The organism is Polaromonas sp. LjRoot131 (assembly GCF_964252805.1).
Classification (GTDB): domain Bacteria; phylum Pseudomonadota; class Gammaproteobacteria; order Burkholderiales; family Burkholderiaceae_C; genus Polaromonas.
On the sequence record NZ_CAXUPF020000002.1, the window covers coordinates 315,623 to 338,639 of the forward strand.

The window sequence follows — 23,017 nt, forward strand, 5'->3', positions numbered from 1 at the left end:
GAGATAACCCGGCAAACTGAAGCTTTGCGGGGCTTTTCCGGGCCGGGCGTAACAAAATCCGCATCAAGCTAGTGTGCTTGATACCGACAAGAACACGCACAGTGGCACTGAATGAGACTTTGATTGCTTGGAAGTATAGAAGTATCGTTCCAAGGTACTCAATAGATAGCGCCAGGACACTTCAGATGCGCTCACTTGTAAAAATCCCAAAAATGCCGCCGTGACCGCGCCAACCCGATTTCAACGTCCGCCGTCACCGTATCCCGCCTTCAGCGCTCTGCGGTACTGCACCGCCTCCGCCACATGCACCGTCTGCACGGCCTGCGCGCCGGCCAGGTCGGCGATGGTTCTTGCCACTTTGAGGCAGCGGTGGATGCTGCGCCCCGACCAGCCCAGACGGGCGGCGGTCGTGTTGAGGAATTTCGCGGCTGCGTCGTCCAGCTGGCATTGCGCATCGATGGCGCGGCCTTCGAGTGCCTGGTTGCTGCCGCCCTGCCGGGCGAGGGCCCGGTCGCGCGCCGCGACGACGCGAAGCCGGATGTCGGCCGTGGCCTCGCCGGGCGGGGCGTTCACCAGTTCGTCGGCCGCGAGGGCGCCGACTTCCACATGCAGGTCTATACGATCCAGTAGCGGGCCGCTGAGTTTGCCCTGGTAACGCGAGACCTGTTCGGGCGAGCAGCGGCAGGCCCGCAGGCTGGAGCCCAGGTAGCCGCAAGGGCAGGGGTTCATGGCCGCGACCAGCTGGAAGCGCGCCGGGAATTCGGCGCGCTGCGCGGCGCGCGAGATGGTGATGCAGCCGGACTCCAGCGGCTCGCGCAGTGCCTCGAGTGCCGCGCGCGGGAACTCGGGCAGTTCGTCGAGGAAGAGCACACCGCGGTGCGCCAGCGAGATCTCGCCGGGCCGCGGCGGCGAACCGCCGCCGACCAAGGCCACGGCGCTGGCGGTATGGTGCGGCGCGCAGGTCGGGCGCTGCGCCCACTTATCCAAAGAGAAACGGCCGCCCAGCGAGGCCACGGCCGCGCTTTCCAGCGCTTCTTCTGTGGTCATGGCCGGCAGCAGGCCGGCAAAGCGCTGGGCCAGCATGGATTTGCCGGAGCCGGGCGCGCCCATCATCAGCACGCTGTGCCCGCCGGCCGCCGCGATTTCGAGCGCGCGCCGGGCCGCGGCCTGGCCTTTCACGTCGGCCAGGTCCAGGTAGGCCGATGGCGCGGGCAGCGCCTCCGGTTTCACCTGCGACCAGCCGTCCAGCGCCTCAACCGGCGCGTCGCCCGGCAAAAACTGCCTGACGACGTCGAGCAGGTGCTGCGCCCGGAAGATCTCCGCGCCTGGAACCAGGGCGGCCTCCTGGGCGCTGGCGTCGGGCAGCACAAGCTTGGGCAGCGTGCCCGCGGCGGCGCGCTCGGTGCGCGCCAGCGCCAGGCTCATGGCGAGCGCGCCGCGCACCGGCCGCAGGTCGCCGCCCAGCGAGAGCTCGCCGGCGAATTCATAACCTTCAAGCTTGCGGGCGTCGACCTGGCCGCTGGCCGCGAGTATGCCCAGCGCGATCGCCAGGTCGAAGCGGCCGGAATCCTTGGGCAGGTCTGCCGGCGCGAGGTTGACGGTGATTCTTTTGTTGGCCGGGAACTCCAGGCCGGTGTTCTGGATGGCGGAGCGCACGCGCTCCCGGGCCTCCTTGACCTCGGTTTCGGCCAGGCCCACCAGCGTGAAACTGGGCAGGCCGTTGGCCAGATGCACTTCGACGCAGACGGGCCGCGCCTCCAGCCCCAACAAGGCGCGGCTGTGCACTAAAGATAAGCTCATGAAGCAACTCCCCTGTTTTGCCCCAAAGTTGTGCGCGATTTGCGCCCCAATCTGGTGCTAGTTGTTTTTCCAGATTCTAGAACGCCCCAGGCCCGGGGCGGGAAACAGGCGGACTTGCGGCCCATAAGCCCGGCTGCTTTGGCACGGTACGTGCTATTGAACCCTGCGGAATCTGAAGACCTGTTGTGGCAACCCTCGGAATCCCTGAACCGGAGCGCTCTGATCTTCATGCGCCCAGAAACTGTAGAGCAGCCGGGGCGGTGCACCGAGGGGCCGCTTCCTTATTCATCCTTGGAGGAAACCTGAAATGAAACTCGTAACGGCCATCATCAAACCGTTCAAGCTGGACGAAGTGCGCGAAGCGCTGTCCGGTATTGGCGTGCAAGGCATCACCGTGACTGAAGTCAAGGGCTTCGGGCGCCAGAAAGGGCACACCGAGCTGTACCGCGGCGCGGAATACGTCGTCGACTTCCTGCCCAAGGTCAAGATCGAGGCGGCTGTGTCCGACGACCTGGTCGACCGCGTGATCGAAGCGGTGGAGGGCGCTGCCCGTACCGGCAAGATCGGCGACGGCAAGGTCTTTGTCTACAACCTCGAGCAGGTCGTGCGCATCCGCACCGGTGAAACCGGCAAGGAAGCGCTGTAAGGCTCAACCCCTAATAAAGAGAACATCGACATGAAAAAACTACTTGCCTCCCTTGTATTGGGACTGAGCCTGCTCACAAGCGGCGCCGTGATGGCGCAAGCCCCGGCCGCCGCGCCCGCCGCTTCGGCCGCGGAAGCCAAACCGGCTGAAGCCGCCGCGTCCGCCGCACCTGCCGCCTCAGCCGCGGCCGCCCCGGCAGCTGCTGCAGCGGCCTCCGCACCCGCGGCCGCCGCGGCGCCCGCACCCGTCCCCAACAAAGGCGACACCGCCTGGATGATGCTGTCCACGCTGCTGGTCATCATGATGACCGTGCCCGGCCTGGCGCTGTTCTACGGCGGCCTGGTCCGCAGCAAGAACATGCTGTCGGTGCTGATGCAGGTCATGGTGACTTTCTCGATGATCGTCGTGCTGTGGTTCATCTACGGCTACAGCCTGGCCTTCACCGAGGGCAATGCCTTCTTCGGCGGCTTCGACCGGCTGTTCATGAAGGGCATCTGGGACAACGTCGCGGGCACCTTCGCCAACGGCGCGACCTTCAGCAAGGGTGTCGTGATCCCCGAGATTGTGTTCGCCGCCTTCCAGGCCACCTTCGCCGGCATCACCTGCGCACTGATCGTCGGCGCCTTCGCCGAACGCATCAAGTTCTCCGCCGTGCTGCTGTTCATGGCCATCTGGTTCACCTTCAGCTATGCGCCTATGGCCCACATGGTCTGGTTCTGGATGGGTCCTGACGCCTACACCGGCAAGGAAGTGGTCGACGCGATGAACGGCAAGGCCGGCTACATCTGGCAGATGGGCGCCCTGGACTTCGCGGGCGGCACCGTGGTGCACATCAACGCCGCTGTCGCGGGCCTGGTCGGCGCCTTCTGTATCGGCAAGCGCATCGGCTACGGCAAGGAAGCCATGGCGCCTCACAGCCTGACCCTGACCATGGTCGGCGCCGCACTGCTGTGGGTGGGCTGGTTCGGTTTCAACGCCGGCTCCGCCCTGGAAGCCAACGGCTTCGCCGCCCTGGCCTTCATCAACACCCTGGGTGCTACGGCAGCCGCCGTGCTGGCCTGGTGCGTCGGTGAAGCACTGATGCGCGGCAAGGCTTCCATGCTGGGCGCCGCGTCCGGCGCCGTCGCCGGCCTGGTGGCCATCACCCCCGCGGCCGGCAACGTCGGCATCGGCGGCGGCCTGATCATCGGCCTGGTCGCCGGCTTCGCCTGCCTCTGGGGCGTGAACGGCCTGAAGAAGCTGCTGGGCGCCGACGACTCGCTGGACGTGTTCGGCGTGCACGGCGTGGGCGGCATCATCGGCGCGCTGCTGACCGGTGTCTTCAACTCGCCAAGCCTGGGCGGCCCCAGCGCCGTCGCCGACTGGACCACCGTCGCCATGGTGGCACCCGATGCGTACTCCATCGCAGGCCAGGTCTGGATCCAGGCCAAGGCCGTGCTGATTACCATCGTCTGGTCCGGTGTGGTTTCCTTCATCGCCTACAAGGTGGTCGACCTGACCATCGGCCTGCGTGTCAGCGAAGAGGACGAGCGCGAAGGCCTGGACATCACGTCCCACGGCGAAACGGCTTACAACCGCTGATGAAGCGGCGGGCAGGGCTGCCCTCAGAGGCGGCTCTTCCCTTTTGATATTTACTGAGAGTCTCCTTTGGATGTTCAGCCCGCCGGTGCAAGCCGGTGGGCTGTTTTTTTTGCGGGGCGTTAAAGTGGCGGCTGTTCACACCAACGCGGAGGCACCTTCATGACCTGGCAACCCCTTGCTGCACCGCCCAGCGGGCTCGGCGAGTCGCCGTTCTGGCATCCCGACGAGCAGATGCTTTACTGGATCGACATCCCCGGCAGGCAGCTGCACCGCTGCAACGTCTTCATGGGCACGGTCGAGAGCTGGGCCATGCCCTCGGAGCCCGGCAGCATCGCGCCGGCGCGCACCAACGGCGATAACAGCGGCCTCGTGATTGCACTGCGTGACGGCATCTACCGCGCCAGGGAATGGGGCGGCGAGCTGCGGCAGCTTATGCGGGCCGACCACGACACCGCGACCACGCGCTTCAACGACGGCAAGGCCGACCCGCTGGGCCGTTTCTGGGCCGGCACCATGTACGAGCCGCGCGACAAGGCCACGGCCGCGCTGTTCTCGCTCGACTGCCGCGGCGGCCGCCCGCCCGTGCTCGAGCGCAAGGCCGGCGACGCCATCATCGCCAACGGCCTGGCCTGGTCGCCCGATGCGGGAACGGTCTACTGGTCCGATACGCCGCGCCACGTCATCCGCGCCTGGAACTGGGACAGCGCCAGCAACGCGATGACGCAAGCCCGCGTGTTCGCGCAGTGGCCCGGCAAGCCCGACGGCTGGCAGCCCGGCATGGCCGGCTACGGCGGCCGGCCTGACGGCGCGGCGGTCGACGCCGAGGGCAATTACTACGTCGCGATGTTTGAAGGCGGGCGGCTGCTCAAGCTCTCGCCCAGCGGGGCCTTGCTGGCCGAGATCGCCGTGCCGGCGCGCTGCCCCACCATGCCCTGCTTCGGCGGCGACGACCTCAAGACCCTGTACCTCACGACCGCGCGCTACAACCGGCCCGCGCAGGAATTGCAGGACTTTCCCGATTCGGGCTGCGTGTTTTCCATGCAGGTCGAGGTTCCCGGCTTGCCGGTGAATTTCTTCCAGGACTGAGGTCTCTGCCGGCTGCCGGAAAAAACCGAACAGGCCGCGTTCAAAAAAATCAAACCGCCAACCGCGGCCGCCGCTTACCATCGTGGCCATGCTTCCAGATACCGACATCAGCGCCGCGCTGGCCGAGCGCGTGCGCGCCGCGGCGGCCACCGGCACGCCGCTGCGCCTGCGCGGCGGCGGCAGCAAGGATTTTTACGGCCAGGCCCTGGCGGGCGATATCCTCGACATCCGGCCGCACAGCGGTGTCACCAGCTATGAGCCCAGCGAGCTGGTGGTCACCGCGCGCGCCGGTACGCCGCTGGCCGAACTCGAGGCACTGTTGGCCGCGCAAGGGCAGTGCCTGCCCTTTGAGCCGCCTCATTTCGGCGATGCGAGTACTCAGGCCACCGTGGGCGGCATGGTCGCCAGCGGCCTCAGCGGCCCGGCCCGTGCCAGCGTGGGTGCCGTGCGCGACTACATGCTGGGCGTGGTGCTGCTCAACGGCAAGGGCGAACGCCTGGTCTTCGGCGGCCAGGTCATGAAGAACGTGGCCGGCTACGACGTCTCGCGCCTGATGGCCGGCTCGCTGGGTACGCTGGGCGTTCTGCTCGAGGTGTCTCTCAAGGTATTGCCTGTTGCGCCCACGGAAGCCACACTGGTCTTCGACATGGATGAAGCCGCCGCCTTGCAACAACTCAACCGCTGGGGCGCCATGCCTTTGCCCGTCAACGCTTCCTGCTGGCGGCAAGGCCGTTTGTGGGTGCGCTTGCGCGGCGCGAAGGCGGCGGTCGCCGCGGCACAGAAATTCATGGGCGGGGAGATCCTGGACAGCGATGCGGCCCGCCATTGGACTGCATTGCGCGACCAGGCCCAGCCCTTCTTTGCTCTGCAAGGTGATGAGTCGCTGTGGCGGCTCAGCCTGCCTGACCCAGCGCCGCCACTCAAGCTGGGGGAGACGCTGGTGGAGTGGGGCGGCGCGCAGCGCTGGCTCAAGCGGCCCGACGGCGATGCGGCGCTGGTGCGCCAGGCGGCGGCCCAGGCCAATGGCCATGCCACCCTGTTCCGCTCGGCCGGCAAATCCGTGCCGGTGTTCTCCGCGCTCAAACCACCGCTGGACCGCATACACCGCGAACTCAAAAAACAGTTCGACCCGGCGGGCGTGTTCAACCCCGGCCGCCTCTACGCGGACTGGTAGGGCAGGACATGCGACGCCTTCGCCACCTGACCGGGCAGCACCGGACACCCTCCATCAACCGCCTGTTGGGCGGTTTGCTGGCCTTTAACGCCGGCGCCATCAATGCGGGCGGTTTCCTGGTGGTCGGCATGTACACCTCGCACATGACGGGGTTCGCCTCGCTGCTGGCCGACAACCTTGTCCTGGGCCAGATGGCGCTGGTGCTGGGCGCCGTCGGCGCACTGCTGGCTTTCATCACCGGCGCCGCCGTGACGGCCGTGCTGGTGAACTGGGCTCGCCAGCACCGCCTGCGCAGCGAATACGCCCTGCCCCTGCTGCTGGAGGCCGTGCTGATGCTGCTGTTCGGGCTGCTGGGCGCGACGCTGAACCGCCAGACCCCGTTTGCCGTGCCGCTGACCGTGCTGGTGCTGGCTTTCACCATGGGCCTGCAGAACGCCCTGGTCAGCAAAATCTCGTCCTCACAGATTCGCACCACCCACATGACCGGCGTGATCACCGACCTGGGCATTGAGCTCGGCAAGATGTTTTACTGGAACCGTACCAGCGGCCCGCCCGAGTCGCGTGTGCGCGCCAACCGCATCAAGCTGCGGCTCTTCGGTACCTTGCTGGCGATGTTCATCGCCGGCGGTGTGGTGGGTGCGGCCGGCTTCAAATACATCGGTTTTGTCTGGGTTGTGCCGCTGGCGCTCATGTTGCTGGCCTTGTCCCTGCCGCCTCTGTATGCGGACTTCCGGCGCGCCGCCAGGCGCAAGGCCCTTGCCGTGGCCCTGAAAGACGCGCCCTGACCTTATGCAAACCCATCTCGCCCCCGAATTCAAGAACAGCGCTGAAGGCCGCGAGGCCGAAGCGATTCTGCGCAAATGCGTGCACTGCGGCTTTTGCACCGCGACCTGCCCGACCTACCAGTTGCTGGGCGACGAACTCGACGGCCCGCGCGGCCGCATCTACCTGATCAAGCAGGTGCTCGAAGGCGAGGCGCCCACACGCAAGACCCAGCTGCACCTGGACCGCTGCCTGACCTGCCGCAACTGCGAATCCACCTGCCCCAGCGGCGTCGAATACGGCCACCTGGTTGACATAGGCCGCAAGCTGGTCGACGAGCGCGTGCCGCGCCCGGCCGGCGAGAAGGCCTTGCGCTGGGCGCTCAAGGAAGGCTTGCCGTCGCCGCTGTTCGCGCCCGCGATGAAGGCTGGCCAGGCCGTGCGCGGCCTGCTGCCCGCAGCCCTCAAAAACAAGGTGCCGCCCAGGCAGGACGCCGGCGCCTGGCCGCGGCGCACGCATGCGCGCAAGATGCTGATGCTCGAAGGCTGCGTGCAGCCAGCCATGATGCCCAACATCAATGCCGCGACTGCGCGCGTGCTGGACGCGGCCGGCATAGAAACCGTGCTGGCGCCCAAGGCCGGCTGCTGCGGCGCGGTGAAGTTTCACCTCAACGACCACGAAGGCGGCAAGGACCAGATGCGGCGCAACATCGACGCCTGGTGGCCGCATGTCTCGGAAGGTGGCGGCGTGGAAGCCATCGTCATGAACGCATCCGGCTGCGGCGTCACCGTCAAGGACTACGGCCACATGCTCAAGGACGACCCGGCCTACGCCGCCAAGGCCGCGCGCATCAGCGAACTCACGCGCGACCTCAGCGAACTGATGCCCGAACTGGTCGGTGAGCTGCAAGGCAAGGTCAAGGCCCGGGCCGGCGCGCTGGTGTTCCATCCGCCCTGCACCCTGCAGCACGGCCAGCAATTGCGCGGCGGGGTCGAGACGCTGATGGGCGCGCTGGGTTTCCAGGTGACGCTGGCCGCCGCCGAATCGCACCTGTGCTGCGGCTCGGCCGGCACCTACTCGGTACTCAACCCGGACATCGCCTACCCGCTGCGCGACCGCAAGCTCGGCAACCTGCAGGCCTCGGCGCCCGACACCATCATCTCGGCCAATATCGGCTGCATCACGCACCTGCAAAGCGGCACGGCGACGCCGGTGCGGCATTGGGTGGAAGTGCTGGACGACGCGATCATTCAGGTGCCGGCACCCTGAATTCCCGCTTTGGGCCTGGTTTTGCCCTCAGCCGTAAACAGCCAGACCCAATAACTGGCGCGTGCCCTCAACCAGCAAGGCACAGACGCAGCCGGCAAGCCCACCCCAGAACAGCCAGCGTTCCCTGGGCCCCGAGAAGCCAAAAGCGGCGATCACGCAGGAAAGCGAGATAAAAAACAGGGCCGCGAACAGCGAATCGGGTGGAAGCAGAACCAGAACCCCTCCCGAACGTCCGGGGCGGTAAACGTAGCGCCCGGACATCAGGATCCACACCCCGACGCCCGCGAAGCCCAAGGGCAGCAGGGGGCCAAGGCAGCGCGAAATGAACGAGGGGTTTTCAGCGGGTTGATCAGGCATGACGCGCCATTATCCCGATCGATGGAGGAAGTGCTACTGACACCACGTTGTCAGTAGCACCTCCGCATCATGGAGGCTTCTTCAACACAAGGAGTCTCCAATGAAAAACGCCATTACCTGGTTTGAAATTCCCAGCACTGAACTGAACAAAGCCCAGGCCTTTTACGAAGCCGTGCTCGAGTGCAAACTGCGCCGCGAGCCCATGGGCCCGTCGGAAGGCGCGGTGTTTCCCTATGAAGCAGAAACGGGCGTGGGTGGCGCAATCCTGTCCGGTCCCACAGCGCCCGCGCCGGCGTCCGCCGGCACCCTGATCTACCTCGACGCTTCACCGTCGCTCGATGCCGCCTTGGCACGCGCCGTCAAGGCCGGCGGCAAGGTCGCCTTGCCGCGCCAGGCACTGCCGCCCGGCCTGGGGTTTTTTGCGCACATCACCGACCTGGACGGCAACCGCGTCGGCCTGCACGCGCTGGCCTGAACCGCGATGGGCCGCAAGAACTGGATCGCCGTCGCGAGCGCCGAGCATGCGCGGCATGGCTGCGCGGATCCGCACAAGGGATTCATGCAGGTGTGCCACGGCAAATGCGGGCCGCTCAAGCGTGTATCAGCAGGGGACCGCGTGGCCTATTACTCGCCCTCGCTGACCATGGGCGGCAAAGACAAATTCCAGCGCTTTGTTTCCATAGGCGTGGTGCAGGCCGGCGAGCCCTATGCCTTTGACATGGGCGGCGGCTTCGTGCCCTTTCGCCGCGACGTGGCTTACGTGGCCACCCGCGAGGTGTCCATACTGCCCTGGCTGGACGAGTTCGAGTTTGTGGAAAACCGCCAGCACTGGGGCTACAAATTCCGCTTCGGCCTGTTCGAGGTCAGCGAGCACGACATGCGGCTGGTCGCGCGGGCGATGCGGGCCGATGGCGCGATGCTGGGTTTTGACGCATCCAGCATCCCGGCCCCGGGCGATACCGGCTCCCGAGTGGACGCTTAAGCTGGAAGCGCGTAATCCGTGGGGAGCGCGGTGGTGTGCTTGACCACCTCCATCACGAAGCCAGAACTCACGTCTTGTAGTTCGGCCACTTTGATCAGGCGCTTGTACACACTGTCGTAACCGGCAATGTCGGGCACAACGACCTTGAGCAGGTAGTCGATGTCTCCCGACATCCGGTAGACCTCCACGACCTCGCGGATGGCGACGATTCCTTTGACGAAACGCTGGGTCCATGCATCGTTGTGCAGGCTCGCGCGGATGCTCACGAAAGCGGTCAGGCCCAAATTGAGCTTGACCGGGTCGCACAAGGTGACCTGTTGTTTGATGACGCCTTCGTCGCGCAGCTTCTGGATTCGCCGCCAGCAGGGTGTCGGTGAAAGGCTGACCGACTGCGCCAGCTCATTCAGGCCGATGGAAGCATCGTCTTGCAGCAGCTCCAGAATTCGAATGTCTTTCTTGTCCATATGGCCATACTATTAGAAATTAATTCTAATTATGAGGAGATTCGTAGCTAAATTTGCAACTTATTTTCCGATCCACAGGCCTATGATTCTTGCCAGACATTGATGCAAGCAGGGGGCACAAACCCCGAAAACCTAGGGATACGGCCATGGAAAAAATTCTCCAACTCTTCAAGGATCACCCTGAATCCGTGGGGGAGAGCTATTTCCAGCACATGTCCGCTTCCTTTTCATTTGCCGTGCCGCTGCTGTCAGCCGCCATCGCCGCGTTTATCCATGGCCTTTTCCCCTTCTTCTTCGTCAGGACGGGAAGCCGCATCGTCACACGCCTGCATGAGCGCATGGTCGTTCATCGCGCCGACAAGCCGGCCCAACAAGCCCAACAATAGCGGCGGACGCTTCCGTCAGGCCAGCTCGCGGTAAAACACCGTCGTGCCTACCAGGCCGCCGCGCGGCAGCAGCGCATAGCCGGGAATCACGCCCACGCGTTGCCAGCCCAGGCGCTGGTACAGGCGTTCGCCCTTGTCGCCGGTCACGGTGTCCAGCACCAGCAAGGTCTTGCCGCAGTCACGCGCCATGTTTTCGGCGGCGCGCATCAAGGCCTCGCCCAGGCCCTGGCGCCGGCAGCGGCGGTGCACCAGCATCTTGGCCAGGTCGGCGCGGTGCGGCTGGTTCTCGGCCTGGGCCAGCACCAGCTGCACCGTGCCGCAGATACCCTGCGCATCCTCGGCGACCAGCAGTGCACGTTCGCCCGCGGCCACACCCTGCGCCACACCGCGCCAAAAGGCCACTGCGCGTTCGCGCGACAGCGGGTGCATAAAACTCACCGAGGCGTCGCCTTCGACGCAGTCGATCAGTACATCGGCGAGCCCGGCAATCTGTTCGTCAGTGACGGCGGAAAGGCGCCGCAGCGACCAGGAGGTGGTGTTCATCATGGTTGTTCAAGCCGCCTCGGTGGCGATCACCACTGCATAGCGCGCGGGCTTTCGCGTGGGGTTGTGGAACATCGTGGGCCGGTCCAGCTGCATGGCCAGGCAGTCGCCTTCGCGCAGCGCGTGGCGTGCGTCGCCCAGCGTGATGTCGATCGCGCCTTCGAGCACCCACACCTGCTGGTGCACACGCGTATCGCGCGCGCCGGTTTCAAAGGCCACCCGCCCGCCCGGCGGGAAATGCACTTCGACGATCTGCATGGGCTGCGGCACGCCGGGCGGCGAGATGTTGCGCCGCAGGTAACCCGAAGCCGGGTCCTGCCACTGCAGCTGGTCCGCGTGGCGCGCCACCGGGCTGGCGGGCACCTGGGCGGCGGGTGCGTCGAACAGCGAGGCCAGCATCACGCCCAGGCCGGTGGCCAGCCGCTCCAGCACCACGGCGGTGGGGCTGCTTTCGCCGCGCTCTATCAATGAAATCATGGAACGGCTCACGCCGCTTTTGGCGGCCAGCGCCTCAAGCGACAGGCTTTTGGCGGCGCGCAGTTCACGCACGCGCTCGGCGATGCGCTGGTTCAGGTCGGATGGGGGTTCTGTCATGGTGGAATTTATTCTCCACCATATTGGAATTTATGTCCAGCGCATGAAGCGCTAGGCAGGCATGGGCGCCTGGCCGGGTTGGAAGCACATCGGCCGCTCGTCAAACGCCAGCCAGCCTGACTGGTCGCACAGGCTTTGGACCAGGGCCGAATAGTCGGCCCGCAGCGAGCAGCGCATGCTCAAGGTGTCCTCCGAGGCCGGCAACTGAAATTCGATCCAGCCTTCGTCGGCCTGCATGCGGCCGGTCTGGTCGTCGTCATCCCAGGCGATAGCGGGAAGCATGCGCGAGAGTGCGGTCCGCACCGCGTCGGCGTCGTCCAGCGGGCGAACCGTGTTGTCGTCGAGTTCATCCGGGGTCAGCGGCAACCGCGCGGGCTCGAAGAAGAGGTAGCTATAGGCCATACAGGACTCAGCCGGGTTTGAGCCGCACGACAGGCCGCTGCGGCTTGCGGCGCGCCACCTCCTGGAAGCCGGCGTCGTCGTACATGGACTTGGCGCCGAACCACATAAAGTCGTCATGCGAGCGGCCGGGTTTGTCCACGGGGTAGGCCTCGAGCAGCGTGGCGCCCTGCTTTTTGGCGTAGGCGATGGCTCCGTCCAGCAGCGCCCGCGCGACACCCTGGCCGCGATATTCAGATGGCACGACAAAACAGATGACCGACCAGACGGGTTGCTCGTCGACCGGCTTCATCACCGGTGAGCGCTGCAGCTTGGCATAGTGCTCGCGCGGCCCCAGCGACACCCAGCCGACCGGCACCTTGCCACGGTAGCCGATCAGGCCGGGCGGGGTGTCGCCGCGGCTGAGTTTTTTGAGGTCGGCGCGATTGGCCTGGGCGGCGGTGGTGCCCGCAGGCAGCGGTTCGCGTGGGCCGCTGCGCCGGTAATACATGCACCAGCAGCCACGCGCGACCGAACAGCCTTTGGCCAAAAACAGCGCTTCAAGATCGGGCCAGCGCTCGGGCGTGAGGGGGCGGACGGTGAGCTTCATGGGGCTGTGAGGTCGATCCGATGTTGGCACTATAGCCAAAGCGCCCGCCGGCAGCGAGCCCTAGCCTGCGTTGGCTTTGCACAGGATGGCGAAGTCCACGTGGTAGTGCTCGTCGTGGCGAACCCAGGGCTTGCCTTTCATGAAGTTCAGGTTCTGCTTCAAGTAGGCACCGCGCGGCGTGGTAAATAGCCGGGGCAAAAACGGCGCATCAAGAATGACCAGGGCAATGCCGGCGCCGCGCGCTTTCGCGGCCAGGTCCAATTGGTACAGGTGCTCGGCGATCGCGGGGAAGTCGATGCTGTACTCGCCGTATTGGGCGTCCGCATTAAATTCAAGGTCGTAGCCGAAGCGATTGCCGATGCTGCCTGGCAGCGGCACGGACTTTCCCTGCGCATTGCGGACCGGCACAAAGAAGTCCACGGACAGGCCGTTCTGGTGCGTACGGTGCGGCCGGAAGCGCCCGCCCGAAGGCCAGCCTGTCTCGCCATAGACATAGGTGGTGGAAGGGCTGGAGGTTTGCAGCGCCGCATAGGACGCGGTGATGATGTTCGCGACCTTGGCATGCACATAGGTGCGGCCTGCCGTGGCGGCCATCGTGCTGTAGGCCGAGAAGTTGGGCCCGCTGGTCGGCAGCTTGACGCTGCCTTCGATGCGCCCTTTGCTGACCGTGCCGAAGCACTGGCTGTCGGCGGCGAAGGCTTGGGTGGACAGGATAGCGGCGATCACCAAAACAGGAGTTTTCATCAATTGCAGTGTGAGACTGTGGCTTGAGGCACGCGGCTTATCTTTTGGGCACGGAGGCGAAAAGCGCTGCGCTACGGATTGCCAATTCCCAATACCGTGTACATGACCGCGATGAACAGAGTGGAGCACAGCGCCCAGAAGAAGCTCGATACAAAAAGCCTTCGATGGACGTTGCCTTGTTCGGTGAAGAACTGCGGCGCGAACGGCACCAGGAAAGCGACAAAATTCGCGGCGAACTCGTGGCGTTCACTCTTGTAGTGGCGAAGCATGGCAACGAAGTGGTACGTGCCGCGAAGAATGAAAAAGATGGCGGGCACGAACGCTGCGATAGCGAGGACTCCGCCCGAAATCATCAGATAGCGCTCCATCGAAACTCTCCATCACAAATTACTGCTTGCACTATAGCCGGGCATCCGGACGGCATGACTCCTCTGCTTGCGCCTTCACCATCCGGCGCTCCCCCTATGATTCACCCACCATGCGCCGCGCCGACCGCCTTTTCCATTTAGTCCAGCTGATCCGCGGCCGGCGCCTGAGCACCGCGGAATTCCTGGCCAAGCGGCTGGAGGTTTCCGAGCGCACGATTTACCGCGACGTGGCCGACCTGCAGCACCAGGGTGTGCCGATCGAGGGTGAGGCCGGCGTGGGTTACCGGTTGGGCGCGGGCTTTGATTTGCCGCCGCTGATGTTCACGCAAAAAGAGGCCAATGCGCTGGCCGCGTCGGTGCGCCTGGCCCAGGCCTGGCTGGACCCGGCCATGGCGGGTGATGCGGAAGCCGCCTGGGGCAAGATTTTTTCGGTGCTGCCGCCCGCGGCGCGCACGGCGGCCGAAGGCGTGCCGCTGTATGCGGTGGTGATCAACCCCGATGAAGCCACGCAGGGCAGGCTGCAGCGCCTGCGCGAGGCGGTGCATGCTCGCCTCAAGGTGGAGGTGCGCTACCGTGACGCCGCCGGGCGCGAGAGCCGGCGCGTGCTCTGGCCGCTGGGCTGTTTTTACTGGGGCAGCGTCTGGACGCTGGGCGCCTGGTGCGAAGCCCGGCAGGACTTCCGCAACTTTCGCGTGGACCGCATGGCCGCGATCGACGTGCTGGACGAGCGCGTGGGCCACGAGGCCGGCCGCACGCTGGCGGATTATTTGCGCGCCGTTAAAGCCGGCCCCAAGTCGCCCTGATGCTCAGAGCCACTCACAAAACCCTCCTGGCGTTGTTGCGCCGCCTTGCCGTGCTGGAGCACTGTCTGCGGCGACGCGCCTAGCCAGGACCGCTTCGCTGGGTTTTGTGCGCGGCTCTGTTTCAGGCCGCTAGTGCTGCTTCAATGTCTTTACCCAGATCGGCGGGTTTGTCACTCGGCGCATAACGCCGTATGACTTTCCCGTCCTTGCCGACCAGGAACTTGGTGAAGTTCCACTTGATGAATTTGACGCCCAGCAGGCCGGGCGCTTCGGCCGACAGCCACTGGTACAGCGGGTGGGCGCCGGGGCCGTTGACGTCGATCTTGGACATCATCGGGAAACTCACGCCGTAGTTGACCTGGCAGAACTCGGCGATCTGGTCATCGCTGCCGGGGTCTTGCGAGAGAAACTGGTTGCTGGGAAAACCCAGGACCGCCAGGCCTTTGCCAGCATATTGTTTGTACAGCTCTTCCAGCCCCGCGAACTGCGGCGTGAAGCCGCATTTGCTGGCGGTGTTGACGATGAGCATGACCTTGCCCCTGAAGGCCTCCAGCGGGACGTCTTTGCCGGTGATGTCCTTGGCCTGGAAGTCGTAAACCGTTTTTGCTGTGCTCATGGGTGTCTCCTGGTTGAATCGGCTTTGTTTCAGTGCGATTCTGCACCGCCTGGCGCGGTTTGGGGTGTCGCCGAGGGTGCCATGGCCGCCAGCACGGCGGCCAGCACGATCAGGCTGCCGCCCAGCAGCACGCGCGGCGTGAGTTCGGCGGCGCCCAGCGCGGCCGAGGACAGGCTGGCGAACAGGATTTCGGTCAGCATCACGATGGCCGTGGTGCCGGCGGCCAGGCGCGCCGCGCCGTATTGCAGGCCGGCGTTGCTCGCCATGAAGGCCAGCGCCAGTCCCAGCACCACCGGGATGCCGGCCAGCGCCAGCGCCGGCACGGGCACCAGGGCCTGCGACAGGCCCAGCAGCGCGGCGCAGGCCGCCATCAGCCCGCTGCCGCCGAACATCGCCAGCATGCGCGATTCGCTGGGTGTGTGTTTGTATTTGCGCAGCACGGCATTGGTCACCGCGAAGCTGAAGCCGCCCATGATGGCCAGCCAGTCGGCGCCGCTTTGCGGCACGGGCCAGGGAGATTCGGGCGTCTTGAGCACGATGAGCACGCCGGCCATGGCCAGCAGCAGGCGCAGCAGCGAGGCCGGCGTGGGTTTTTCGCCCAGCATCGCCCAGGCCACCAACACCGACCAGGCGGGCATCAGGTAGAACAGCAGCACCACGCGTACCACGTCGCCCACGGTCACGGCCCAGTTGAAGCCGACATTGGTCAGGCCGGAGGCCGCCGCCAGGAACCACAGCTGGGGATGGGCCAGGAAGCCGCGCCAGGCTCGCGGGCGCAGGGCCAGCAGGCCGGCGACCACGACCGCGTAGACCAGTGCCGTGGTCCACAGCGGGTGCAGGCCGTGGCCCTGCAGCTGGCGCAGCGGCCACCAGGACACGCCCCAGATAAAGGCGTTCAGGGTCAAGGCAAGAACGGCTTTGGACGTGCCGCCAGGCGCGGCGGCGCGTGTTGCGTCAACTTGCATCAGTGCGATTTATCGCTGCGGGCGATGCTCAGCAGGTGGTCGACCTGCTCTTTGTATTTGACGGTGTTGCTTTTGTGCCAGCGCTGGATCAGCCACATGAAGCCGGCCACTACGACGCCGAAGGCGGTGATGGCACCGAAGGCCGACAGGCCCAGGCCGGTGGACAGGCTGTAGAAAGCGCCCAGGCTCAGGATGCAGGCCTGTTCGTTGAAGTTCTGCACCGCGATGGAGCGTCCCGCGCCCATGAGGTTGTGGCCGCGGTGCTGCAGCAACGCGTTCATGGGCACCACCAGGAAGCCGCCCAGGCCGCCCAGCAGGATCAGGAAGGGCGCGGCCACCCAGACATTGCCGATGAAGTTCATCAGGATGACCAGCAGGCCCATGGCGATGCCCAGCGGCATCACGCTGGTGGCCTGGTCCAGGCGCATGCGCATGGAGGCCAGCACGGCGCCCACGGCCGTGCCTATGGCCACCACGCCGACCAGCGAGGAGGCCTGCGAGGTGCTGTAGCCCAGGGCCGCGGCGCTCCAGGCCAGCACGATGTAGCGCAGGTTGCCCGACACGCCCCAGAACAGGGTGGTGGTGGACAGGGAGATCTGGCCCAGCTTGTCGCGCCACAGCGCCGAGTTGCAGTTCCAGAAGTCCGGCAGCAGCTCGAGCTTGTTGCGCGGCATGGGCCGCATCTCGACGCCGGTGTCGGGGATGCGCGTGTTGAACCAGGCCGCGATGATGTACAGCAGGATCAGCACGGAGATCGCCGCTTCAGGCGCGGTGTCTATGCCGGTGTTGAAAATCGGGAAGTCAAAGGACAGCAGCAGGTTGGACACCGTGTGGCCGACCAGCTGGCCGCCCAGCAGCACGCCCAGGATGATGGAGGAAATCGTCAGCCCTTCGATCCAGCCGTTGGCCTTGACCAGCTGCGAGGCCGGCAGCAGTTCGGTCAGGATGCCGTATTTGGCGGGCGAATAAGCCGCGGCGCCCAGGCCGACGATGGCGTAGGCCAGCAGCGGGTGCGAGCCGAACAGCATCATGAGGCAGCCGATCACCTTGATCGCGTTGCTCACGAACATGACGTTGCCCTTGGGCCGCGCGTCGGCAAAAGCACCCACAAAAGGGGCCAACACGACGTAAAACAGCGCAAACATGGGGACCAGCGCCGCCGGCTGCCACTTGGGCGCCCCGCTGGTCTTGAGCAATTCCACGGCGGCCACAAACAGCGCGTTATCAGCCAGCGAGCTGAAAAACTGGGCCGCCATGATGGTGTAAAAACCGCGCTTCATTAAACTGTTGTGGTCATTGCGGCACTGCATCAGCCGATCTGATGCTGCAAGATAAGGGTGAATGTCTCCAGACGATTCCGGTTTATAGCATGGGGGCAGGTGTCAGAATTCAGAAAGACCCTCGGAATGCCGTCCGGGCCCGCCGCCACACCAACTCCCTCACTCGCCATGCCACGTCCCATTCTTGCCACCATCCACACCGCCGCATTGGCCCACAACCTGGGCCGCGCGCGCGAGGCCGCGCCCGATGCCAAGGTCTGGGCCATCGTCAAGGCCAATGCCTACGGCCACGGCATCGAGCGTGTGTTTGACGCGCTGCGCAGCGCCGACGGCTTTGCGCTGCTGGATTTGGCCGAGGCGCAGCGCCTGCGCGCGCTCGACTGGCGCGGCCCCATCCTGCTGCTCGAAGGCTGTTTTGACGCGCGCGACCTGGAGCTGTGCTCGCGCCTGGGCCTGTGGCATGCCATCCACTGCAACGAGCAGATCGACATGCTGGCCGCGCACAAGACGCAGCTGCCGCACCGCGTGTTCCTCAAGATGAATTCGGGCATGAACCGCCTGGGCTTTCCGCCCGAGCGCTTTCGCGCCGCCTGGACGCGCCTGAACGCGCTGCCGCAGGTCGAGGAGATCACGCTGATGACGCACTTCTCCGACGCCGACGGCCCCAAGGGCATCGCCGCGGCGCTGCAGGCCTTCGACGCCGTCACGCACGACCTGCCCGGCGAGCGTACCTTGAGCAACAGCGCCGCCACGCTGCGCCACGGCGATGCGCTGGCCGGTCGTTCCGACTGGGTGCGCCCGGGCATCCTGGTCTACGGCAGCGCGCCCGACTTTCCCGAGCACACGGCGGCCGGCTGGGGCCTGCAGCCTACGATGACGCTGGCGTCCAAAATCATCGGCGTGCAGGAGCTCAAGGCCGGCGACACCGTGGGCTACGGCTCCAGCTTCACGGCCGACGGCCCGCTGCGCATAGGCATCGTCGCCTGCGGTTATGCCGACGGCTACCCGCGCCACTGCAGCACCGGCACGCCCATGCTGGTGGACGGCGTGCGCACCCGCATGGTGGGCCGTGTCAGCATGGACATGATCACGGTCGACCTCACGCCCGTGCCCGGCGCCGGCATGGGCAGCGAGGTGACCTTGTGGGGCCGCGCCGCCAAGGGCGCGGAGCTGCCGATCGACGAAGTGGCGCAGGCCGGCGGCACTGTGGGTTATGAACTGATGTGCGCGATCGCGCAGCGCGTGCCCGTGCAGGTCGAATGAAAAACCTCTCCAACTGGCGCTCGGTCCGCGTGCTCGAGGGCCGGCTGGAGCGCGAACTGCGCCAGCGCCACAGCCTCAGGCTGCACGGCCTATGCATCGGTTTGTTGACCCTGGGCATGATGTGGGCGGTGTCCCACCTGCAGATGGTGATGGGCGTGGACTCGCTGGCGCTGCGCTACCTGATCACCCTGGGCGCCGGCTACCTAGCCTACCTGATGGTTTTGCGCGGCTGGGCCTCCTTGCTGGTGAACCGGCGGTCCGAATCGGGCAAGGCCGGCGGCAACTGGGGCGACCTGCTTGATGTGCCCGGCAATCTGCCTTCGGGCGGCGGTGCCAGGTTGCCCATGCAATCGGGCGGTGGCGGCGACTTCGGCGGCGGCGGCGCGAGTGGCGATTTCGGCGGCGTGCCCGACGCGGCCAGCGGGCTGGGCGATGCGGCCGGCGGGGCGCTGGATGCCCTGGGCAGCGCGGACGAAGGCGCTGTGGTGGTCATTCCGGTCGTGGCGATTTTCCTGGTCGGCGCCGCCGTCTTCTTCGGGGCTGGGGCCATGCTGCTGCTGTTCTTCGGCTGGGAAGTACTGCTGACGGTGGCCGTCGAGCTGGCTTTCTCTTATGTGTCCGCGCGCGCGGCGGTGCGCGTAGTGCGGGAAGGCTGGGTTTCGGCTGCCGTGCGCCTGACCTGGAAACCCATGCTGGGTGCCCTGGCGTGTGGCGTACTGCTGGGCGCTACGATAGACCACTTCATCCCCGCGGCCAACTCGCTGCCGCAGGCGATCAAGCTGATCGGCCAGCAGGGCGCGCGCTGAAGGGGCCGGCAAGTTCTTTCTTCTTTTACGCACGAGGAGCTTTCCATGGCATCGCAAGAACTGGAATACGCAGGCTTCTGGATTCGCGTCTGGGCGTCCATCATTGACACCCTTCTTCTCGGCGTCGTGCTGTACCCGCTGCTCACGGCGATTTACGGCAACGCCTATTGGGACGGCACGAGTTTTGTCCGCGGTCCCCTGGATTTTTTGATCTCCTGGGTGCTGCCCGCTATCGTGGTGCTGCTGTTCTGGTTGGCGCGGCAGGCCACGCCCGGCAAGATGGCGATCGCCGCCCGCATCGTGGATGCCAAAACCGGAAACCACCCCAGCACCGGCCAGCTGCTGATCCGCTACCTCGGCTATTTTGTTTCCTCCATCCCTTTCGGCCTGGGCCTCTTCTGGGTGGCTTTTGATTCACGCAAGCAGGGCTGGCACGACAAGATGGCCGGTACGGTGGTGGTGCGCAAAAAATCCGGCACCACCCGGCCGGTGGAATTTACTGCCTGAGATCTCATCTTCATGACGAATACTTCTTACCTCACCGTCCGCCCCATCGAGAAATCGGACTTCGCCGCCTGGCTCCCGCTTTGGGACGGCTACAACCGCTTCTACGGTCGCTCCGGCCCCACGGCATTGGCGGGCGAGGTCACCGCCATGACCTGGTCGCGCTTTTTTGATGCCTATGAGCCGGTGCACGCGCTGGTTGCCGAAGCCGGCGGCGAATTGGTCGGGCTTACGCATTACCTGTTCCATCGCAGCACGACCCGCATCGTTCCGGTTTGCTACCTGCAGGATTTGTTCACGGCTGAGTCGGTGCGCGGCCGCGGCGTCGGCAAGGCGCTGATCGAGGCTGTCTATGACCAAGCCCGGGCGGCGGGATGCGACCGGGTGTACTGGCAAACCCACGAAACCAATGCCACGGCCATGCGCTTGTACGACCAGGTGGCGGAGAAATCCGGTTTTGTGGTTTACGCCAAGGCGCTGTAACCCACCGGCTTTCGAGCCTTCGTGCCGGCCCACACGCTGTGTAGGTTTTGGCGGACGGCAGCCCTTGCCGCGAACGGCTAATTTTTAAGCAGGGCCGTTCGAAACTCACGCGCCGCCCGCTGTGATGCCATGCCGGTGAAGCCTTGCAGCCGTTCGGGATGCCGGCGTCAAGGAGTGTCCATGAGCCAGTCTGTGACCAAAAAAGAGCAGGACCTGCAGTCCATGCTCGAAACATTCGCCAAAGCTTTTACCCGCGGCGACGGCAAGACCGCCGCGACTTGCTGGGAAGTCCCCGCGCTGATCGTCGCGGACCAGGGCACCAAGGCCGTCGCCACGCTGCGAGAGGTGGAAGACTTCTACGGCGGTGCCGCCAAACAGTACAACGACATGGGCATCACCGACACGCGGCCTGAAGTCCAGTCCGTCACCTGGCTGACGGACAAGCTGGCCTCGGTCCACGTGCGCTGGCCTTACCTCGACGCCAAGGGCCAGGCGCGGCCGGAGTCGGAGGCCTCGACCTATGTCATGCGCATCGGCGACGACGGCCGGCCGAGGATCAATGTCGTCGTCATGATGGGATTCAAAAAAGGCTGAGCGGATTTACTGCGGTGCAATCTTTGCGCCGGTCAGCTTTTCCTGCGCCTTCACAAGCGCCGGGACAAACTCCTTGCCGTGGCCCAGCGCGCTGGCCGTCACCAGGCTCTGGTGCACGGCCTCACCGACCAGCGACGGCACTTTGACCATCTCGGCCAGGTGGGTGTAGTAGCGCAAGTCCTTGCGCGCGTTGTCGAGTTCGAACTTCAGGCCTGTGAAGTCGCCGCCCAGCGTCTTGGCCATGGCCTGGAACAGGCCCGAGTTCACCGCGCCGGCGGACACCACGTCGACCAGCTTTTGCGGTTCAATGCCGGCCAGCGCGCCCACGGCGAAGGCTTCTGCCGTGGCCGTGCAGATGGCCTGGCCTATGAAGTTGTTGAGCAGCTTGACGACGTGGCCGGCGCTGGGGCCGCCGACGTGGAAGATGTTTTCGCAGTAGGCCGCCAGCACCGGGCGGATCTTGTCGAACACCGCCTGCTCGGCGCCCACCATGGTGTTGAGCTTGCCGAGCTCGGCCTCCACCGGCGTACGCGCCAGCGGCGCGTCGACCAGCGTGGCACCGCGCTCGGCGCACAAGGCGGCCAGGCGGCGCGTGGATTCGGGCTCGCTGGTCGAGGTGTCGATCACGATGAGGCCGGCCTTGGCTTGGGAGAGCACGCCTTTGGGGCCCAGCAGGGTTTCCTCGACCTGCGGCGAGCCGGTCACGCAGATCACCACGGCGTCGCAGCTACCGAGTTCGGCGGGGCTGGCGGCCTGTTTCGCGCCGGCGGCCAGCAGGTCGGTCACACGCTCGGTGTTGCGGTGAACGGTGAGGCTGAGCGCAAAGCCCTTGGCCAGCAGGTTGCGCGCAATGCCGTGGCCCATCAGGCCGGATGCGCCTATGACGCCTATGTGTTTCATGTTGTCTCCTGGAAGAGGTGGTGGTGAAGAATTGAGTAGAAAGGAATAGAGAGGCAGGGATTCAGTACAGGCCCTTGACCCGCGCCTGCAACCGCGCCAGGCCCAGCAAGGCGTCGGTAGAGGGCGTGGGCACACCTGTCAGCTGGCCCAGTTCGCGCACGGCCGTCACCAGCGCGTCGAGCTCAACCGGTTTGCCTGCCTCCACGTCTTGCAGCATGGAGGTCTTGAAGGCACCCAGCTTGCGCGTGATGACGTGGCGCTCTTCGGGCGTCTGGTGGATGGGGATGCCGATACGCGCGCCGATTTCCTTGGCCTCCAGCATGATGCTGTGGGTAAAGGCGGTCACCAATTCATCGTCGAGGACGCGGTCCATGGTCGCGCCGGTCAGCGCGCTGATCGGGTTGGCGGTCATATTGCCCCAGAGCTTGAACCAGATGTCTTTCTGGATCTGGTCGGACACTGGGGCCTCGAAGCCGGCTTTTTCGAGCAGCGCGGCAAGCTGCAATACGCGGGCCGTCTTGTCGCCCGAGGGTTCGCCGATGATGAGCTTGTTGCCGAAATGATGATGCACCTGGCCTGGCTCGTCGAGCGAGCAGCTCGCATGCACCACGCAGCCGACGATGTGTCGGGCCGGGATGGCCTGGGTGATCTCGCCCGTTGGGTCGACTGAGCTCAGGCGCTGGCCCGAGAGCGCACCGCCAAAACCCTGCAAAAACCACCAGGGCACGCCGTTCATGGCGGTCAGCACAAGCGTATCGGGGCCCAGCAGCGGCGCGATGTGGCGCGCGACCTCGGGCAGCGAAGGCGCCTTGACGGCCAGCACCACGAGGTCCTGTGCGCCGAGTTCAGCCGGCACGGCACTGGAGGCCACGGCCTGCGAGGTGATCTGCCCGGCCTGGTTCAACCTGAGGCCGTGCAGCTGCAGCGCCTGCAGCGTGGCGCCGCGCGCCACCACGCTAACGCTGCAACCGGCACGCGCCAGCCCCATGCCTATCCAGCCGCCTATGGCGCCTGCGCCGTAAATACATACCTTCATGCTGTTGCCCATGGGTTTCTTGA

At 65.6% G+C, this 23,017-nt stretch carries 29 protein-coding genes; 15 read left to right on the top strand and 14 right to left on the bottom strand.

Going from position 1 to position 23,017, the window contains the following annotated elements; genetic code table 11:
• Positions 1–240 precede the first annotated feature (240 nt).
• Complete coding sequence (locus tag ACSQ27_RS11895; RefSeq protein ID WP_436155714.1) at positions 241–1,800, bottom strand: YifB family Mg chelatase-like AAA ATPase; 1,560 nt, start codon at positions 1,798–1,800, stop codon at positions 241–243.
• 307 nt (positions 1,801–2,107) lie between these two features.
• Between ACSQ27_RS11895 and glnK the strand changes: the two genes are divergently transcribed.
• The 6 genes from glnK to glcF all read left to right on the top strand — a co-directional run bounded on the left by glnK (position 2,108) and on the right by glcF (position 8,318).
• On the top strand, positions 2,108–2,446 hold the full coding sequence (gene glnK / locus ACSQ27_RS11900; protein ID WP_007873831.1) for a P-II family nitrogen regulator: 339 nt from the start codon (positions 2,108–2,110) through the stop codon (positions 2,444–2,446).
• Between the two features lie 30 nt (positions 2,447–2,476).
• Positions 2,477–4,027, top strand: a complete 1,551-nt coding sequence (gene amt, locus ACSQ27_RS11905; RefSeq protein WP_436155715.1) for an ammonium transporter — start codon at positions 2,477–2,479, stop codon at positions 4,025–4,027.
• A gap of 159 nt (positions 4,028–4,186) precedes the next feature.
• Positions 4,187–5,113 carry an SMP-30/gluconolactonase/LRE family protein gene (locus ACSQ27_RS11910; protein WP_436155716.1) on the top strand — a complete coding sequence of 309 codons (927 nt, stop codon included), beginning with the start codon at positions 4,187–4,189 and terminating at the stop codon, positions 5,111–5,113.
• An 88-nt stretch (positions 5,114–5,201) separates the two neighbouring features.
• Positions 5,202–6,287 (top strand): glycolate oxidase subunit GlcE, encoded by a 1,086-nt coding sequence (gene glcE / locus ACSQ27_RS11915; RefSeq protein ID WP_436155717.1) that lies wholly within the window; start codon positions 5,202–5,204, stop codon positions 6,285–6,287.
• An 8-nt stretch (positions 6,288–6,295) separates the two neighbouring features.
• Complete coding sequence (locus tag ACSQ27_RS11920) at positions 6,296–7,072, top strand: YoaK family protein (RefSeq protein ID WP_436155718.1); 777 nt, start codon at positions 6,296–6,298, stop codon at positions 7,070–7,072.
• Positions 7,073–7,076: 4 nt separating this feature from the next.
• Positions 7,077–8,318 (top strand): glycolate oxidase subunit GlcF, encoded by a 1,242-nt coding sequence (gene glcF, locus ACSQ27_RS11925; RefSeq protein ID WP_436155719.1) that lies wholly within the window; start codon positions 7,077–7,079, stop codon positions 8,316–8,318.
• A gap of 27 nt (positions 8,319–8,345) precedes the next feature.
• Here glcF and ACSQ27_RS11930 read toward each other — a convergent pair whose 3' ends face one another.
• On the bottom strand, positions 8,346–8,675 hold the full coding sequence (locus ACSQ27_RS11930) for a hypothetical protein (protein ID WP_436155720.1): 330 nt from the start codon (positions 8,673–8,675) through the stop codon (positions 8,346–8,348).
• A gap of 100 nt (positions 8,676–8,775) precedes the next feature.
• Here ACSQ27_RS11930 and ACSQ27_RS11935 point away from each other — a divergent pair, with 100 nt between their 5' ends.
• A complete protein-coding gene (locus tag ACSQ27_RS11935; protein WP_436155721.1) occupies positions 8,776–9,150 on the top strand; it encodes a VOC family protein in 375 nt (124 codons plus the stop codon).
• Positions 9,151–9,156: 6 nt separating this feature from the next.
• A complete protein-coding gene (locus tag ACSQ27_RS11940; protein ID WP_436155722.1) occupies positions 9,157–9,657 on the top strand; it encodes an EVE domain-containing protein in 501 nt (166 codons plus the stop codon).
• Here ACSQ27_RS11940 and ACSQ27_RS11945 read toward each other — a convergent pair.
• Entirely contained in the window at positions 9,654–10,121 is a 468-nt protein-coding gene (locus ACSQ27_RS11945) for an Lrp/AsnC family transcriptional regulator (RefSeq protein ID WP_436155723.1), read from the bottom strand. The two genes, ACSQ27_RS11940 and ACSQ27_RS11945, sit on opposite strands and share 4 nt — an antisense overlap.
• 146 nt (positions 10,122–10,267) lie before the next feature.
• Here ACSQ27_RS11945 and ACSQ27_RS11950 point away from each other — a divergent pair, with 146 nt between their 5' ends.
• Positions 10,268–10,507, top strand: coding sequence for a DUF6356 family protein (locus ACSQ27_RS11950; RefSeq protein WP_436155724.1), 240 nt, complete (start codon positions 10,268–10,270; stop codon positions 10,505–10,507).
• 15 nt (positions 10,508–10,522) lie between these two features.
• On the opposite strand, the gene ACSQ27_RS11955 is transcribed toward ACSQ27_RS11950, so the two are convergent.
• The 6 genes from ACSQ27_RS11955 to ACSQ27_RS11980 form a co-directional block, all read right to left on the bottom strand.
• On the bottom strand, positions 10,523–11,053 hold the full coding sequence (locus ACSQ27_RS11955) for an N-acetyltransferase family protein (protein WP_436155725.1): 531 nt from the start codon (positions 11,051–11,053) through the stop codon (positions 10,523–10,525).
• A 6-nt stretch (positions 11,054–11,059) separates the two neighbouring features.
• Positions 11,060–11,644 carry a helix-turn-helix domain-containing protein gene (locus ACSQ27_RS11960; RefSeq protein ID WP_436155726.1) on the bottom strand — a complete coding sequence of 195 codons (585 nt, stop codon included), beginning with the start codon at positions 11,642–11,644 and terminating at the stop codon, positions 11,060–11,062.
• Between the two features lie 51 nt (positions 11,645–11,695).
• Positions 11,696–12,046 (bottom strand): hypothetical protein, encoded by a 351-nt coding sequence (locus tag ACSQ27_RS11965; protein WP_436155727.1) that lies wholly within the window; start codon positions 12,044–12,046, stop codon positions 11,696–11,698.
• Between the two features lie 7 nt (positions 12,047–12,053).
• Complete coding sequence (locus tag ACSQ27_RS11970; protein WP_436155728.1) at positions 12,054–12,632, bottom strand: GNAT family N-acetyltransferase; 579 nt, start codon at positions 12,630–12,632, stop codon at positions 12,054–12,056.
• 60 nt (positions 12,633–12,692) lie between these two features.
• Positions 12,693–13,376 (bottom strand): penicillin-insensitive murein endopeptidase, encoded by a 684-nt coding sequence (locus ACSQ27_RS11975; RefSeq protein ID WP_436155729.1) that lies wholly within the window; start codon positions 13,374–13,376, stop codon positions 12,693–12,695.
• A gap of 71 nt (positions 13,377–13,447) precedes the next feature.
• The gene (locus ACSQ27_RS11980) at positions 13,448–13,744 is read right to left on the bottom strand and encodes a hypothetical protein (protein WP_436155730.1); all 297 of its coding nucleotides are present in this window, start codon (positions 13,742–13,744) and stop codon (positions 13,448–13,450) included.
• A gap of 110 nt (positions 13,745–13,854) precedes the next feature.
• Here ACSQ27_RS11980 and ACSQ27_RS11985 point away from each other — a divergent pair, with 110 nt between their 5' ends.
• On the top strand, positions 13,855–14,547 hold the full coding sequence (locus ACSQ27_RS11985) for a helix-turn-helix transcriptional regulator (RefSeq protein ID WP_436155731.1): 693 nt from the start codon (positions 13,855–13,857) through the stop codon (positions 14,545–14,547).
• 121 nt (positions 14,548–14,668) lie between these two features.
• Here ACSQ27_RS11985 and ACSQ27_RS11990 read toward each other — a convergent pair whose 3' ends face one another.
• The 3 genes from ACSQ27_RS11990 to lplT are packed head-to-tail and all read right to left on the bottom strand — an operon-like array spanning position 14,669 to position 17,408.
• Entirely contained in the window at positions 14,669–15,163 is a 495-nt protein-coding gene (locus tag ACSQ27_RS11990) for a glutathione peroxidase (RefSeq protein WP_436155732.1), read from the bottom strand.
• Positions 15,164–15,192: 29 nt separating this feature from the next.
• Positions 15,193–16,128: a DMT family transporter gene (locus tag ACSQ27_RS11995; protein WP_436155733.1), complete on the bottom strand. Its 936-nt coding sequence runs from the start codon at positions 16,126–16,128 to the stop codon at positions 15,193–15,195.
• A complete protein-coding gene (gene lplT, locus ACSQ27_RS12000) occupies positions 16,128–17,408 on the bottom strand; it encodes a lysophospholipid transporter LplT (protein ID WP_436155734.1) in 1,281 nt (426 codons plus the stop codon). Before lplT ends, ACSQ27_RS11995 begins: the two co-directional genes overlap by 1 nt.
• A gap of 168 nt (positions 17,409–17,576) precedes the next feature.
• On the opposite strand from lplT, the gene alr reads away from it, so the two are divergent.
• The 5 genes from alr to ACSQ27_RS12025 all read left to right on the top strand — a co-directional run bounded on the left by alr (position 17,577) and on the right by ACSQ27_RS12025 (position 21,058).
• Positions 17,577–18,671 (top strand): alanine racemase, encoded by a 1,095-nt coding sequence (gene alr / locus ACSQ27_RS12005; protein WP_436155735.1) that lies wholly within the window; start codon positions 17,577–17,579, stop codon positions 18,669–18,671.
• A complete protein-coding gene (locus ACSQ27_RS12010; protein ID WP_436155736.1) occupies positions 18,668–19,477 on the top strand; it encodes a hypothetical protein in 810 nt (269 codons plus the stop codon). Before alr ends, ACSQ27_RS12010 begins: the two co-directional genes overlap by 4 nt.
• 45 nt (positions 19,478–19,522) lie before the next feature.
• The gene (locus ACSQ27_RS12015) at positions 19,523–19,984 is read left to right on the top strand and encodes an RDD family protein (protein ID WP_436155737.1); all 462 of its coding nucleotides are present in this window, start codon (positions 19,523–19,525) and stop codon (positions 19,982–19,984) included.
• Between the two features lie 12 nt (positions 19,985–19,996).
• Positions 19,997–20,464, top strand: a complete 468-nt coding sequence (locus ACSQ27_RS12020; protein WP_436155738.1) for an N-acetyltransferase family protein — start codon at positions 19,997–19,999, stop codon at positions 20,462–20,464.
• Between the two features lie 180 nt (positions 20,465–20,644).
• A complete protein-coding gene (locus tag ACSQ27_RS12025) occupies positions 20,645–21,058 on the top strand; it encodes a hypothetical protein (RefSeq protein WP_436155739.1) in 414 nt (137 codons plus the stop codon).
• Between the two features lie 6 nt (positions 21,059–21,064).
• Here ACSQ27_RS12025 and ACSQ27_RS12030 read toward each other — a convergent pair whose 3' ends face one another.
• Complete coding sequence (locus tag ACSQ27_RS12030) at positions 21,065–21,958, bottom strand: NAD(P)-dependent oxidoreductase (RefSeq protein WP_436155740.1); 894 nt, start codon at positions 21,956–21,958, stop codon at positions 21,065–21,067.
• 61 nt (positions 21,959–22,019) lie between these two features.
• The gene (locus tag ACSQ27_RS12035; RefSeq protein WP_436156231.1) at positions 22,020–22,994 is read right to left on the bottom strand and encodes a 2-dehydropantoate 2-reductase; all 975 of its coding nucleotides are present in this window, start codon (positions 22,992–22,994) and stop codon (positions 22,020–22,022) included.
• Between the last annotated feature and the right edge of the window lie 23 nt (positions 22,995–23,017).